The organism is Peribacillus butanolivorans, assembly GCF_001273755.1.
Taxonomy (GTDB): Bacteria; Bacillota; Bacilli; order Bacillales; family DSM-1321; genus Peribacillus; species Peribacillus butanolivorans.
Map to the genome: position 1 here is coordinate 360,670 of NZ_LGYA01000001.1, position 12,619 is coordinate 373,288.

Annotated in this window: 16 protein-coding genes, 15 tRNA genes and 1 other annotated feature; of the genes, 25 read left to right on the top strand and 6 right to left on the bottom strand. The window is 37.7% G+C overall.

The window, feature by feature from the left end; translation table 11 throughout:
• Positions 1-87 (top strand) — a sequence feature (5S ribosomal RNA rRNA prediction is too short).
• A gap of 19 nt (positions 88-106) precedes the next feature.
• From AKG34_RS01700 to AKG34_RS01785, 18 genes are all read left to right on the top strand, one after another.
• Positions 107-181 (top strand) — tRNA-Asn (locus AKG34_RS01700).
• 5 nt (positions 182-186) lie between these two features.
• Positions 187-278 (top strand) — tRNA-Ser (locus AKG34_RS01705).
• Between the two features lie 9 nt (positions 279-287).
• Positions 288-362, top strand: a tRNA-Glu gene (locus tag AKG34_RS01710).
• Positions 363-376: 14 nt separating this feature from the next.
• A tRNA-Val gene (locus tag AKG34_RS01715) sits at positions 377-452 on the top strand.
• Positions 453-542: 90 nt separating this feature from the next.
• Positions 543-616 (top strand) — tRNA-Met (locus AKG34_RS01720).
• A 5-nt stretch (positions 617-621) separates the two neighbouring features.
• Positions 622-697 (top strand) — tRNA-Asp (locus AKG34_RS01725).
• A gap of 12 nt (positions 698-709) precedes the next feature.
• A tRNA-Phe gene (locus AKG34_RS01730) sits at positions 710-785 on the top strand.
• A 7-nt stretch (positions 786-792) separates the two neighbouring features.
• A tRNA-Thr gene (locus AKG34_RS01735) sits at positions 793-868 on the top strand.
• Positions 869-883: 15 nt separating this feature from the next.
• Positions 884-967, top strand: a tRNA-Tyr gene (locus AKG34_RS01740).
• Positions 968-977: 10 nt separating this feature from the next.
• A tRNA-Trp gene (locus AKG34_RS01745) sits at positions 978-1,051 on the top strand.
• Positions 1,052-1,068: 17 nt separating this feature from the next.
• Positions 1,069-1,144 (top strand) — tRNA-His (locus tag AKG34_RS01750).
• Between the two features lie 38 nt (positions 1,145-1,182).
• Positions 1,183-1,257 (top strand) — tRNA-Gln (locus AKG34_RS01755).
• 3 nt (positions 1,258-1,260) lie between these two features.
• Positions 1,261-1,335 (top strand) — tRNA-Gly (locus AKG34_RS01760).
• Between the two features lie 8 nt (positions 1,336-1,343).
• A tRNA-Cys gene (locus AKG34_RS01765) sits at positions 1,344-1,417 on the top strand.
• Between the two features lie 8 nt (positions 1,418-1,425).
• Positions 1,426-1,506: transfer RNA gene (locus tag AKG34_RS01770), tRNA-Leu, on the top strand.
• 155 nt (positions 1,507-1,661) lie between these two features.
• The gene (locus AKG34_RS01775) at positions 1,662-2,048 is read left to right on the top strand and encodes a site-specific integrase (protein WP_053344509.1); all 387 of its coding nucleotides are present in this window, start codon (positions 1,662-1,664) and stop codon (positions 2,046-2,048) included.
• Positions 2,026-2,496, top strand: coding sequence for a tyrosine-type recombinase/integrase (locus tag AKG34_RS01780; RefSeq protein ID WP_161804893.1), 471 nt, complete (start codon positions 2,026-2,028; stop codon positions 2,494-2,496). The genes AKG34_RS01775 and AKG34_RS01780 overlap by 23 nt, the downstream gene beginning before the upstream one ends.
• A gap of 328 nt (positions 2,497-2,824) precedes the next feature.
• Complete coding sequence (locus tag AKG34_RS01785; RefSeq protein ID WP_053344511.1) at positions 2,825-3,364, top strand: DUF6241 domain-containing protein; 540 nt, start codon at positions 2,825-2,827, stop codon at positions 3,362-3,364.
• Positions 3,365-3,875: 511 nt separating this feature from the next.
• On the opposite strand, the gene AKG34_RS01790 is transcribed toward AKG34_RS01785, so the two are convergent.
• Positions 3,876-4,088 carry a hypothetical protein gene (locus AKG34_RS01790; protein WP_053344512.1) on the bottom strand — a complete coding sequence of 71 codons (213 nt, stop codon included), beginning with the start codon at positions 4,086-4,088 and terminating at the stop codon, positions 3,876-3,878.
• Between the two features lie 495 nt (positions 4,089-4,583).
• On the opposite strand from AKG34_RS01790, the gene AKG34_RS29195 reads away from it, so the two are divergent.
• The 3 genes from AKG34_RS29195 to AKG34_RS01800 all read left to right on the top strand — a co-directional run bounded on the left by AKG34_RS29195 (position 4,584) and on the right by AKG34_RS01800 (position 5,628).
• Complete coding sequence (locus AKG34_RS29195) at positions 4,584-4,718, top strand: hypothetical protein (protein WP_269083715.1); 135 nt, start codon at positions 4,584-4,586, stop codon at positions 4,716-4,718.
• 284 nt (positions 4,719-5,002) lie between these two features.
• Positions 5,003-5,293 (top strand): hypothetical protein, encoded by a 291-nt coding sequence (locus AKG34_RS01795; RefSeq protein WP_053344513.1) that lies wholly within the window; start codon positions 5,003-5,005, stop codon positions 5,291-5,293.
• Positions 5,290-5,628: a hypothetical protein gene (locus AKG34_RS01800; RefSeq protein WP_053344514.1), complete on the top strand. Its 339-nt coding sequence runs from the start codon at positions 5,290-5,292 to the stop codon at positions 5,626-5,628. Before AKG34_RS01795 ends, AKG34_RS01800 begins: the two co-directional genes overlap by 4 nt.
• A 39-nt stretch (positions 5,629-5,667) precedes the next feature.
• Here AKG34_RS01800 and AKG34_RS01805 read toward each other — a convergent pair whose 3' ends face one another.
• The 3 genes from AKG34_RS01805 to AKG34_RS01815 all read right to left on the bottom strand — a co-directional run bounded on the left by AKG34_RS01805 (position 5,668) and on the right by AKG34_RS01815 (position 7,156).
• Complete coding sequence (locus AKG34_RS01805) at positions 5,668-5,967, bottom strand: hypothetical protein (protein WP_053344515.1); 300 nt, start codon at positions 5,965-5,967, stop codon at positions 5,668-5,670.
• A gap of 91 nt (positions 5,968-6,058) precedes the next feature.
• Complete coding sequence (locus AKG34_RS01810) at positions 6,059-6,262, bottom strand: hypothetical protein (protein ID WP_053344516.1); 204 nt, start codon at positions 6,260-6,262, stop codon at positions 6,059-6,061.
• 603 nt (positions 6,263-6,865) lie between these two features.
• Complete coding sequence (locus tag AKG34_RS01815) at positions 6,866-7,156, bottom strand: hypothetical protein (protein WP_053344517.1); 291 nt, start codon at positions 7,154-7,156, stop codon at positions 6,866-6,868.
• A 502-nt stretch (positions 7,157-7,658) separates the two neighbouring features.
• On the opposite strand from AKG34_RS01815, the gene AKG34_RS01820 reads away from it, so the two are divergent.
• Both AKG34_RS01820 and glsA read left to right on the top strand, forming a co-directional pair.
• Positions 7,659-8,075, top strand: a complete 417-nt coding sequence (locus AKG34_RS01820; protein ID WP_053344518.1) for a hypothetical protein — start codon at positions 7,659-7,661, stop codon at positions 8,073-8,075.
• A gap of 659 nt (positions 8,076-8,734) precedes the next feature.
• Complete coding sequence (gene glsA, locus AKG34_RS01825) at positions 8,735-9,676, top strand: glutaminase A (protein ID WP_053347944.1); 942 nt, start codon at positions 8,735-8,737, stop codon at positions 9,674-9,676.
• 217 nt (positions 9,677-9,893) lie between these two features.
• Here glsA and AKG34_RS01830 read toward each other — a convergent pair whose 3' ends face one another.
• Positions 9,894-10,085 carry a hypothetical protein gene (locus tag AKG34_RS01830; RefSeq protein ID WP_053344519.1) on the bottom strand — a complete coding sequence of 64 codons (192 nt, stop codon included), beginning with the start codon at positions 10,083-10,085 and terminating at the stop codon, positions 9,894-9,896.
• Positions 10,086-10,098: 13 nt separating this feature from the next.
• Positions 10,099-10,653 (bottom strand): tyrosine-type recombinase/integrase, encoded by a 555-nt coding sequence (locus AKG34_RS01835; protein WP_053344520.1) that lies wholly within the window; start codon positions 10,651-10,653, stop codon positions 10,099-10,101.
• A gap of 402 nt (positions 10,654-11,055) precedes the next feature.
• Between AKG34_RS01835 and AKG34_RS01840 the strand changes: the two genes are divergently transcribed.
• Positions 11,056-11,766: a sigma-70 family RNA polymerase sigma factor gene (locus tag AKG34_RS01840; protein ID WP_053344521.1), complete on the top strand. Its 711-nt coding sequence runs from the start codon at positions 11,056-11,058 to the stop codon at positions 11,764-11,766.
• 30 nt (positions 11,767-11,796) lie between these two features.
• Entirely contained in the window at positions 11,797-12,381 is a 585-nt protein-coding gene (gene clpP / locus AKG34_RS01845; protein WP_053344522.1) for an ATP-dependent Clp endopeptidase proteolytic subunit ClpP, read from the top strand.
• Positions 12,382-12,619: the final 238 nt, after the last annotated feature.

The window sequence follows — 12,619 nt, forward strand, 5'->3', positions numbered from 1 at the left end:
AGGTCACACCCGTTCCCATTCCGAACACGGCAGTTAAGCTCTTCAGCGCCGATGGTAGTTGGGGGTTTCCCCCTGTGAGAGTAGGACGTCGCCAAGCTTATATCGTTCCGCAGTAGCTCAGTGGTAGAGCATTCGGCTGTTAACCGAACGGTCGTAGGTTCGAGTCCTACCTGCGGAGCCATTATTGGAGAGCTGTCCGAGTGGCCGAAGGAGCACGATTGGAAATCGTGTAGACGGGTAACCCTGTCTCAAGGGTTCAAATCCCTTGCTCTCCGCCATTTACAACTGGCCCGTTGGTCAAGCGGTTAAGACACCGCCCTTTCACGGCGGTAACACGGGTTCGAATCCCGTACGGGTCACCATTTCGAAAACATATGGAGGATTAGCTCAGCTGGGAGAGCATCTGCCTTACAAGCAGAGGGTCGGCGGTTCGATCCCGTCATCCTCCACCATTTTTTAAAAAGCAACAAGTTGTTTCTATATATCAGATATGATGAAACAGTTAACACGAAAACTTGATGCAATAGCAGCATTATTAACGTCGCGGGGTGGAGCAGTCCGGTAGCTCGTCGGGCTCATAACCCGAAGGTCGCAGGTTCAAATCCTGTCCCCGCAATCTATGGTCCCGTGGTGTAGCGGTTAACATGCCTGCCTGTCACGCAGGAGATCGCGGGTTCGATTCCCGTCGGGACCGCCATTTTTATTGTTTGGCTCAGTAGCTCAGTCGGTAGAGCAAAGGACTGAAAATCCTTGTGTCGGCGGTTCGATTCCGTCCTGGGCCACCATTGTAGTGCCGGTGTAGCTCAACTGGTAGAGCAACTGACTTGTAATCAGTAGGTTGGGGGTTCAAGTCCTCTTGCCGGCACCAGTAACATCCATATGCGGAGGGGTAGCGAAGTGGCTAAACGCGGCGGACTGTAAATCCGCTCCTTCGGGTTCGGCAGTTCGAATCTGCCCCCCTCCACCATTTTATTTACAGGGGTATAGTTTAAAGGTAGAACAGAGGTCTCCAAAACCTCCAGTGTGGGTTCGAGTCCTACTACCCCTGCCAATTTTAATTTTATAATGGCGGTTGTGGCGAAGTGGTTAACGCACCTGATTGTGGTTCAGGCATTCGTGGGTTCGATTCCCATCAGTCGCCCCATTTTTTAATAAATAATGGTATAATAAATATAACGTTAATGGGCTATAGCCAAGCGGTAAGGCAACGGATTTTGATTCCGTCATGCGAAGGTTCGATCCCTTCTAGCCCAGCCATTCGCGAAAGTAGTTCAGTGGTAGAATACAACCTTGCCAAGGTTGGGGTCGCGGGTTCGAATCCCGTCTTTCGCTCCAAAAACGTTGGCGGCATAGCCAAGCGGTAAGGCAGAGGTCTGCAAAACCTTTACCACCGGTTCGATTCCGGTTGCCGCCTCCAACAAAAATGCCGGTGTGGCGGAATTGGCAGACGCGCACGACTCAAAATCGTGTTCCTCTGGAGTGCCGGTTCGACCCCGGCCACCGGTATCAAAAGAAGTCGCCTTAAATGCGGTGACGTCAGCGTTCTCTACTTCGGTAGGGAACGTTTTTTATTTGCGTAAATTTCACGATTTGACGTAAAATATCGTGCGCGATCAATCGTGTGCGTAGTATCGCTAACTAATCGGAATGAGGCGATATTTATGGCACGTCGTAATAATCAACTTAATCAACGCGAAATGAAAGTTATCCAATCCGAAGTAATCCACGATAGTTTCAACTTTGACGAACTCTTCATGCTATTCCTTCAAGACGGAAATCTGCGTAATTTGCGTCCTCATACATTAACCTATTACTCTAACGAATTAATGTCGTTTAGAAAGGCGTTAGAAACGCTAGAACTCGACACTACGCCGGCGAAGATAAAGCCGGATCATATTAATCAATTTATTATCTATTCGAAGGATGTTCTGGAGTTAAAGATTGTTTCGATTAATACACGGCTTAGGGCGATAAGAGCATTCTTTAATTTCGCTTATAAGCACGGTTATATCCCGAAGAATCCCTTTGCTAACATTCAACTACTTTAAAGACCGGCGTACTGTTATAGAAACGTTTACTCGCGAACAAATACATAAACTACTTAAATCTACAGATTTGAGGACTTTTACTGGCGTAAGGGATTATACGATAATGCTGCTGTTACTCGAAACAGGCGTCAGGGCATCGGAATTGATTGGTATAGAAACGGATGATATACGATGGGAAGACTCGATGATCCTTATTCGCAATACTAAGGGGCATCGTGAGCGATTAGTGCCGTTTCAATCCAAGATGAGAGGATTGAGTAAAGAAGTTTGTTATAGGGTCTTAAAAGAGGTAGAAGCAAATCCTGATATAGATAACTTTGGAGCTTACTTTAGAACTTGCTTAGAAAACACCTTATATAAAAGCCAATTGAAGCATGGACAAATTGATCCTTATGAGATATTTGAAGAAAGATTAAAAGATTCCAATGTTCAATTGATTAACTGGTAAGATTATAGTCCCCAGAAGTCTCAGGATGCTCTGTATTGGTTTCCAATAAATTTTATATAGAATTATATAGGGAATAGTTATTGGCCAATACAGAGTGATTATTAATCCCATCTAATAAATTTAGATTTAGATGATTTTGAGGATTAATAACTTATGCTCAATTTTTTTATTATAAGATATAAATTTTATATCTATCTATCTATATGGTTACTTAATAGTTTAAGATTATTTGTTAATAGTTTATGTTAATATAATAATGGTTAGCTTATCCATAAAAGGATGTAACTGAAATGAGTGATAATTGAACTATGACTCGGAGGAACTTATAATGAATAAATTTAGGTGGTCAGTGGTTGCAATTATAGTTGTTGCAGCAGTTCTTGCAGTGGTAATAACATTACAACAAAATGCTGAAAAGTATGAAGCAACTCATAATGAACCAAATACAAATGAAATTACTGCCATGGATGTTACGAAAAATGAGGATGCGAAAGAAGATATGAAAGAACAAACTTCAGAAATTGGTGGAGTTCAAGATGAAACTGGTCTTAGCCAAAATTCAACTCAAGAAGAAGTTATGGATGTTATGCACCATTTGACTCATCAAAAAGTTATTGCGGAAGAGAAATGGGGAGCAGTTGAGATGAATTCCGAAAACATCAATGCAGTTTACGAGATTGTGAATGATAGCGATTTCATGCTTAAAGGTGATTTGTTAAATATCGTAACTGGTTGGAAAGAAGGAAACTTTGACAACGTTGCTCAAGATCATAACTACTTTTGGGAATATCAAAATGGAACTGTTGGGAGAGCTACAGGAACACTTAACTCAAATGAAGAAGCAAAATTTATCGAAAATAACTTTTAATAAAAAACGAGCCTATCGAGGCTTATTTTTTATTTTAAAATTTATATTTTATATTACTCATATACAGGTTAGTACCTATAAAGCGTGAATGAGGTCACACTATTCGGTTGTATTCGTAAGATTCATTTTCAAAGTGTTCACCGCTTGAATCTTTGTAAGTTATTGTTTTCCTATGTAGCTTCGAATGGACGGATATTCGGGAAATGATAGAATATCACCCTCCCGAACACTCGTATTTAGAAATTCAATAATAAGAATAAACAAAAATAAGACGCCGTCCTCGTGGGAAGCGTCTTTTTCTTTTGTTTGTTCTGCATTATTAAAAATATCAATTAAGTATAAGGGCAGCCCATATACCTCTTGGGTTTCTCCTATTATATTAAAAAATCAACATTAACATTTAACACAGCCATAAAAAAATCCCTTCCAAGTCGACTATTATGAACATCATACCTTGTCCACTTTTTTTACAGTCTACCTGAAGAGGATAACATCAAGTTGAAGTCATATATTACCTAGGACGGAAAAATATAACAGCATTTTCAGCCTGAGCGTTTACAAACCCATTCCTAACCATACATAATACAACATCACTTATAGGAGCACCTACCCGTAGGAACTCTCTACACGGGGATGCGCTTCCGATTATTTCAAATTTAGCAATATTCTCAAAATCATCTTCATCTCTGACTATAATGACTACATCTGGCCGTTTATTACTCATACAACCACCTCCTTTTGATGTCATAAATTAAATTATTCAGTTGTACATGAAGTTGTCGCGGCTTTTTTATTTATAAATTTCCAGGAAATATTTATCATTTTAGAGCAATGGGAGAGTCGCTAGACTCTTATCGAATAAACTACATCGCGAGGTTGCCACGGAGATCAATCGGGATGGTGTCTGAATTACCTTTTGAAAAGAAGTCCCATAAATGTTCGCAATGTCTTGGTTTGTCATTTTGTCTGATAGATGTAGTATAAGCTGCTCCCGTGTAGGTAACATAAGTAATCAACCTCCGCTATTGTTATATCGAAGGTTTTCAATATGTAAAGTTAACATATTGAAAATTTTATTGAATGGTTTTACCAATATGGATTTAAAATTGATAGTTACTCATATATTAATAGAGGATTGCATTGAAGTATGTCGAATTACAAAGGATTATGTATATAAAATTAATTCGGACATAGAAGAAACTTGGAACATAAAACACTAATGAAAAATGGAATTCTTGAATATCAATTTGTAGCTGAGTTTGAACAAGAGGAAAATGCTAGAAGATATGAAGCACTACTTATCAATCAATATAAACAATTAGGGCTAGCAAAATTTAACAAGAAAAGATTTTGAACCTTGACGAGTATACCAAGTAAAGGCATAATTAACAGTAATCGTATTACTATAAAAATGGTTTTTTTTAACAAAACGTTGATAATGCTGAAAATATAGCTTTTATGGAATATCTTAGGACTCAAAATCGTGTTCATCTGGAGTGCCGGTTCGACCCTGGCCACCGGTATCACCAATAGCGAAGAAAAGCTATTACTTCAAGCTTCACACTTAATTGTGTGAAGCTTTTTTGTGTGTATCACACACTACAGAATATGTACAAATATTGTGCGGGGTAGTGTGCGATGAGTAAAGGAAGAAATTTACTATCGGAAGATGAATTAAGAATTGTTACAAAACTACTTACGTTAAATCTGATGTTTAAATTATTCTTTGAAGACTGCCAATTAAGGAATCTTCGTCCTCATACTTTGAAATATTATCGAGAACAATTTAATACGATTAAACGACCATTGGTAACAATGATAGAAAAGGATATTAAATTGCTGATATTAAATACCGTGAAGTTCGTCATTTACTGCGTTCTGGTGGTAAAATACAATTGTAATATTATGGGGAGAGAGGGGAAAATGTGAATAATATCGGTGAAGATTTTAAATTACGTGTTCATAGCAATCGTTGGGGCCATTATGACAATTACACTCTTATAAAAAAAGAAAATGGATGGACTGTTATTACTATGAAAATTCATGGTGACGAAGGTGATAAACACGGCAGTCCTGCTATTGAAAAAGCATTTGGCGGAGAATCAATTTCATATCCAAATGATTTAGGATATTTCTTATCAGATATTTGGGATGCTTCAGAAACCAAAACTAAAGAAGAAGTTCAAAAATATTTCGATGAATTAGGAGAATGGATTTCTACCACTGAGAAAACGAAGCCTAATTTCGGAGCATTGCATTTATAAGTAAACAAAAAAGATGTGTCCAAATCGGTCACATCTTTTTTAGTATTCAACATTTTCTTCAATAATCGGATTTCCTTCTGCGTCAAGCAGCTCTGGTTCGTAAAGATCATAATTGAATGTTTTCTGTTCCTCTAAATATTTTATTTTTTGGTATTCTTCTTTACTCATGCCCTCCCAAATATTTGGCCTGTGTTCGACATGCCCCATCTTGTAATACTTCATATCTACTTCTGGCTCTGTGAAAGCTTTGTTGAAAAGTATAATTCCGAAAGTGAAAATCATGAGTATGATGGTCAAAATGGAGCCAGCTATTTTGATTTTGTTTAAAAATTTTTTCAATGGTGGGATTATTCCTTTCTGTATTCGGTAATTTCAGAACTGCATAACTCACAGGACTGGATTAGTTGATAAGAAATTTTTTCGTATCAACTCAACTGTATAAAAGCCGACTTTCCACGTTACGCAGCTCTCCAGATGAAACACTATCGGCAACAATTATTTGCAAGGTTCTCATAGCTGTCATTCGCTTTTCTGGATGCTTCATTTGAAGATGTTGTTGTATCGCTCGGAAAAGCTCATTATTTTCTGGTCGGTTGGCATTATAGATTTCTTGTAAACTCTTCGATTTCTCCATGGCTTCTCCTACTTTCCATCAATTGTGCATCCGGGTGAAAGCTTATTCACCTTCATTTCTATGCTATTAACATTTGGGTTAAATCGGTAAATTTGTAGAGTTGATGCTTGATTTGAGATGCAGTTCTATACATTCGGTGGAAGTTTAAAACTTCTTTGAGTACAAACTTCTTTGGGCCGACCTTCTCCATAATATAATATTCGGTCATGACGGTGTATTCACCTCCATTTCAACATTATTTTAAATATTCTTGGGGATTTTACGTGCATATTAAATATGCAGGTACCTCGTGGCTACCGAGGCACCTACATATCATTGTAATAATTACAGGCTATTTTCAACGCGGGTAACTTTATTAGAGTTTCTAGCTTTTTAACGTTAGGGCCTGAGGCGTATATTACTCACATCAGCTTTTTATCCACCTTATACATTGCATATAGTGCCTTCTTGACCTGCATGAACAATTACTTCATTCAGATTTACACTGCTACATTATAGCGGTCAATTTGAGAGGCTCAGTGAACTAGCGGAACAAGAGGTTACGAAAACTATTCGTACCCTAAAAAGATATTAGAACCAGTTAATGGTAGTGGCCCGATGATTTCAGATTTCTATATTCATAGCATTGAGTTCTGCTTCCGTATAGCCAGAAGCGGATAGTGCTATTTCAATTTCTTCAGCAGCCTTATAATCAAATAATTTAAATTTAGACATTAGAGCGAAAGCATTTTGATCTTCAATTGCCAAGGCAACAGCTTCCACGTCTTTTAGTAACTTCAGGTCTTCGATGTAGAATTGAGCGGTTCGCATCGCTAAATACTCATTCAGTGTAGTTGAACTGTAGAAAAGTCTTGTTAAAGTAGCGATTGCGTTAGGAACGAAAATCTTATTCATAATTACCCCTCCAATATTCTTAATATTCTGTTATATTAATCACTACAAGTATGAGTCACCATAAAAATGTTGTCAATCTTTATCTATTGAGCATTTTTACTCACCAGATGAATGTACATCTGTACTCAAATTGAGTAACTAGAAAATGTCGATAGACGCCTTTGCCAAAGGCAAAGAACCGATTTACAATGCTTTCACTTGAAATGATGGTGGAAGAATATCAAGAAGAAATACAACCAATGATAGAAAGTTTCAAATTGAAATAAATAGAAGGAGGAAAGTATGGAAGAGTAATTAAAAGCAATCTCTTCCCTTTTAGGGGGTCTTATTCACAATTTTCTCGTAGGACTTACACACCACTTTATTATTAGATAGTAAATATTTCCTTTGTTTTTTAACTGTATGATTTTAATATCTAAACAGTTTATTATATTGATAAAGGAAGAATTACTTAAGCTAATACTATAATGAAGTAAGTCTTTAAAAGGGAAGTGATAGCTAAATGCTTTATATAAGCGATATCGAAAAGATAATTAATAACACATTAAATGAGCACAATTTGGATATTATTTGTGAATTTGACAATAATCTAAGTGCACCTATGAGTTATAACGTATCGACCAATACTATAAAGTTTAATTATCTTCAAGTTAACGGTTATAAAGGAAAAGTTAGAATTAAAGAGACAGAGGAAGACTTTGTTAAAATTATTCTTTATCGTATTATTGGTTATTATTTAGATTTTAAGAAAAACAAACATGATTTAAGGATTATAATGTATGGTCACGAAGAAGAAAAAGAAAAGCTAAAATCTGAAATAGAAACTAATGCTTGGGATTATGGGAGAACATTAATACCTGAACAACTATTGAAGTCATATGATAGAGTCCGTGAGTTAGATAAAATGCTAATAAATTAATGTAATTAAAGAAAATGGAAATTTAGTTAGCTCCTACGGTTAAGAACATGAAAGAAAATTGAGACCCGACTTTAAACTGAAAGCCACACCATTTTAAGTATGTAATATTAGTTCCAGCAAACGTGAAGAGTCAAAAGAGCTTTTCCTCCCTTGTTCACTCTGGATTTCCCATTATCAAGGCAACCTAGTAAGGTAGTAATGGAACAGGAACACTTATAAAGAAGCCTCCTTGGAGGGGCAACTGGTAGAATACTCTTTGGAGATTCGCTCTGGAGCTGGCTTTTGAGTGAGAAATTAAACGGATATTCAATAAGACAAGACCAAGAGAAAGAGGAGTTGTCTGAGAAGGCTTGATTAATAAAATAAATAGAAAATGAAAAAGTGGTTTTTGAGATTACATAGCCCTCTACGCTCCTCTCCTTTGTCACTATAAGTCAATCGGAACTATGTAACCGTTCCTCTATATCAGAAGCAATGCAAAGAGAGTGAATAGCCTCCTCCCACAATGAAGATAGTAGCTCCTGTAACTTTACTTCTTTTATTATCTGCTTCCTAGTTTTGCAAATAATAACTATGAAATATGGTAATAAATAATAAGACCACTATCTAACAACACTTCACATGACAAATTTTCAAAGGGGCGGCAAATTGTGAACAATATGGGATGTCAATGCAGGTCCAATGAAGAATTACAGCAACTGGTTGATCAGGCAAAAAAATATACAAATAAGGGAAAAGTGGCGGACTATATACCGGCTCTTGAAAAGGCGAATCCTGAGGGCTTATCTGTGGCTATTTACTATCCTGACGGTAAAAGGTATTGTGCGGGGGATGTAAGTGGTAAAGTGACTCTGCAAAGCATATCAAAAGTTTTGACACTTGCTCTGGTATTAATGGAAAAAGGTGAGGAATATGTCTTTTCCTATGTAGGAAAAGAACCCACCGGTGACCCTTTTAATTCGATTGCCAAGTTAGAGACAAACAAGGCATCCAAGCCGTTAAACCCGATGATCAATGCAGGAGCATTGACTGTGACCCACATGGTTGCAGGTGACAGTGTAAATGAGCGATTCAATCGTATTTTACATTTTATCCGGGAATTGACGCAAAATCCTACTATTGGTTTTAATGAAGATGTTGCACGTTCAGAGTACAATACAGCAGACTTAAATAGGTCGTTAAGCTATTTTTTAAAGCAGCATAATGTAATAAATGAGGATGTGGAGAACTTAATCGAATTGTATTCGAAGCAGTGTGCCATTGAAATGGACAGTCAGGATTTGGCGAGGATCGGCTGTGTGCTGGCCATGAATGGGAAAGATCTGTTGACGGGAAAGCAAATCATCCCCGGGGACATTGCCCGTATTTGCAAGACATTCATGGTTACCTGCGGCATGTATAACGCATCAGGTGAATTTGCCATTAATGTTGGTATTCCGGCTAAAAGCGGTGTGTCAGGGGGAATCATGGGGGCCGTCCCCGGAAAATGTGGGATTGGAATTTATGGCGCTGCGCTTGATGAGAAGGGGAACAGTGTTGCCGGGATAAAGATCTTGGAAATGATGGCGAAAAAGTATTCCTTAAGTATGTTTAATATGTAAACAAGGTTGTCCGTATTTATCAAAATGAACCTGATGACATGTATGGTCTTACAAGAGGAAAAGGCCTGCCAGGTGCGATTAGTGCAGTGGCATTAGTAAATGAGGTTCACTCCAAAGCCTTACAGAAACAAAGCATTTACTTCAAGCTGCCATTGTAATCGTTACTTTCAAAGCAAAAAAAAGGACCTCTGCACATAAGGCAAGGTCTTAAGCTCGATTATAACAAGTTGGATAGAAGGGATACTTTTCTATACAAAGCATTTGCCTCTTTATTCTGATGTTCCCCCGCCTCATTTAGATGTCCTTCCATATCGGTCATTAAATCAGCTAATTTCAGTGCCTTTTGTCTGTCAGAAATATTACTGCGAATGATATATTCGTACTTTGCATTGTATTCAGTTAGTGTCATTTAATCCGTCCTCCTATAGTACAAAGCCATTTAAGCTGTCCTCTATTTCTTCATCAGCAATTCCTATGTACTTCAAAGTTATTTCAGGGTGTGAATGGTTAAGAATCATTTGTAATTTAGCCACGTCTTTACTCTGTTTATAGTACCAGTATCCGAATGTTTTCCGCATGGTATGAGTTCCTACACTTTCAATGTCTACCATATCTGCGGCTTTATTAAGCTGTCTGTATGCTTGTATCTTGCTTATCGGCTTATCACCTTTGCGTGAAGGGAATAGCCATTCGCTATCAATGGTATCTATATAAGTTGCTAACTCATTAAATACATTGTTAAGCTGTATTGTTCTAGGCTTCTTTGTCTTGCCTTCCTTAATGATAATTTTCATCTTGCCTTTAATATCCTTTACCTTCAACGATAATAGATCAGACACACGTAAGCCAGTATTTATTCCTAAAAGGAACAATATGTAATCTCGTTCACTACAATGTCTTTTCAATGACCATTTCATATCATCTAATTTTTCCAATGATCTGATTGGTTGAACGTCAATTAAATGTTCTTTCGCCATTTTGCATCAGCTCTTTCATCCTGCTAGTAGAATCAATGATTTGAATGTATACTTTTATCTGATGGTTAAAGAATAACACTTGATCAGGCAAGAAGTCAAAAAAATTACCGTTTTGAAAGTAAACTTTTAACTATTTGTTTACATCGGGTGTGCCTCGATTAAATTATTGGTGACGAACCCGGAACCCGGTGCACAAAGGGGAAGCCCTAGTAAAGTCTATTTGCTGTATACAGAACACTGAGATTAGCTTGTTTGGGTCATAACCAAACAGGTTTTTAGTATGAAAGGAAATCCACAGGAAAAAATGGAATAGAATAAAATAAAGGAAAAATTTTTCACCCCCATATCTTTTTCTCTTTCTGAAACGTTTATAGGATAGAGGGTGTTGAAGGAGTGAGAAAAATGATAAATAAGTTGAAAGAAGATATTTCTGAAGGAAAGGATAACGACATGATTTTGCGTGAAGTCTATCCTGAATTGCTTCGGTTTTGCCGATTCCTTACCCAAAATAATTGGGATGGCGATGATTTAGCACAGGATACGATACTGAAGGTAATGCAGGGCTATGGGAATAAAACGGAGGTAACAACGGCTTTATTGAAGACGATAGCCCGTCATTCCTGGATTGATACGATACGTAAAAGAAAAAAAGAATCCGTAGAAGATCTGAAGGACACCGAACAGCAGGGGGCAATTGGGGAAAATGCCTTTGAAACGGTTGAATATATTATAAAATCCCTTACCCCAAAACAAGCTGTGGTGTTCATATTAAAGGAAGGGTTCCTCTATCGATCTAAAGAAATCTCAGATTATTTGAACACGTCGGAAACGGCTGTAAAGGCCATCTTGAATCGTGTGAAAAAGCGTTTTGACAAAGAGGGCATTGAAGAGCGTAAGTTGTCCTGTGCGGAAGATTGGCAAGATGATGAGGAACAGAGGCTGATGTCTCTGATGACGCAGGCTTTGAAGGCCCGAAATCCTGATATCCTCATTAGAAGTATTCCATCTTTCAAATCCCTGAACAGTGAATCAATGATTCCTAAACTGATGAATCGTTCGATGCATTCCAAAGCATGCTTCACTCCTTCAAACACTCTCTCAATGGCTGCATAGCCAATCATTTTGTTAGGAGGAAGAAGAGATATGACTACCATTCCATATGTAATTGAGCAGTCCAGCAAGGGTGAGCGCTCATACGATATTTATTCCAGACTTCTAAAAGACAGAATCATCATGATTGGGGAAGAAATCACCGATCATTTAGCCAATAGTGTGGTTGCTCAATTGTTATTCTTGGCAGCAGATGCACCTGATAAAGAAATTACCATCTTCATAAATAGTCCTGGGGGATCGACTAGTGCCGGTTTTGCTATTTATGATACGATGCAATATATTAAACCTGATATCCGGACTGTATGTACGGGTATGGCTGCATCATTCGGGGCAATGCTTTTATTGGCGGGTACGAAAGGAAAAAGGTGCGCTTTGCCGAATAGTGAAATTATGCTTCATCAACCTCTTGGAGGGGCAAGGGGGCAAGCTACGGAAATTGAAATTTCTGCCCGAAGGATTTTGAAACTGAAGGATCATATCAATCAGATCATCTCGGAAAGGACTGGGCAGCCTATCGAAAAGGTGGCGAAGGATACTGATCGTGATTATTTTTTAAGCGCAAATGAGGCGAAGGAATACGGTATTATTGATGAGATAATCGTTCAGGGGAATTAATTCATAAAAGGGGTACTTGAATTTTGAACTTCCCCCCATTAAGTGGAAAGTTTTATAAAAAGACCTAATTAAAAAATAACATCAGTAATGGATGAGGTTGCAGACAAAAATAAGCTGAAATATGGAATGAAGAGAAACAATCGATATAAATTTATCGGCTGTTTCTCTTTTTTTATCTATTCACTGATGTGATTACATTCATAGTGGTAAACAAAAGAATAGAGATACAATTATACGA

Excerpts from the sequence above, each read along its gene's own strand:
- AKG34_RS01820 (WP_053344518.1), top strand. The coding sequence starts at position 7,659 with ATGCTTTATATAAGCGATATCGAAAAGATAATTAATAACACATTAAAT.
- AKG34_RS01775 (WP_053344509.1), top strand. The coding sequence starts at position 1,662 with ATGGCACGTCGTAATAATCAACTTAATCAACGCGAAATGAAAGTTATC.
- AKG34_RS01810 (WP_053344516.1), bottom strand. The coding sequence starts at position 6,262 with ATGGAGAAATCGAAGAGTTTACAAGAAATCTATAATGCCAACCGACCA.
- AKG34_RS01835 (WP_053344520.1), bottom strand. The coding sequence starts at position 10,653 with ATGGCGAAAGAACATTTAATTGACGTTCAACCAATCAGATCATTGGAA.
- AKG34_RS01830 (WP_053344519.1), bottom strand. The coding sequence starts at position 10,085 with ATGACACTAACTGAATACAATGCAAAGTACGAATATATCATTCGCAGT.
- AKG34_RS01785 (WP_053344511.1), top strand. The coding sequence starts at position 2,825 with ATGAATAAATTTAGGTGGTCAGTGGTTGCAATTATAGTTGTTGCAGCA.
- AKG34_RS29195 (WP_269083715.1), top strand. The coding sequence starts at position 4,584 with ATGAAAAATGGAATTCTTGAATATCAATTTGTAGCTGAGTTTGAACAA.
- AKG34_RS01795 (WP_053344513.1), top strand. The coding sequence starts at position 5,003 with ATGAGTAAAGGAAGAAATTTACTATCGGAAGATGAATTAAGAATTGTT.
- glsA (WP_053347944.1), top strand. The coding sequence starts at position 8,735 with ATGGGATGTCAATGCAGGTCCAATGAAGAATTACAGCAACTGGTTGAT.
- AKG34_RS01790 (WP_053344512.1), bottom strand. The coding sequence starts at position 4,088 with ATGAGTAATAAACGGCCAGATGTAGTCATTATAGTCAGAGATGAAGAT.
- AKG34_RS01815 (WP_053344517.1), bottom strand. The coding sequence starts at position 7,156 with ATGAATAAGATTTTCGTTCCTAACGCAATCGCTACTTTAACAAGACTT.
- clpP (WP_053344522.1), top strand. The coding sequence starts at position 11,797 with ATGACTACCATTCCATATGTAATTGAGCAGTCCAGCAAGGGTGAGCGC.
- AKG34_RS01840 (WP_053344521.1), top strand. The coding sequence starts at position 11,056 with ATGATAAATAAGTTGAAAGAAGATATTTCTGAAGGAAAGGATAACGAC.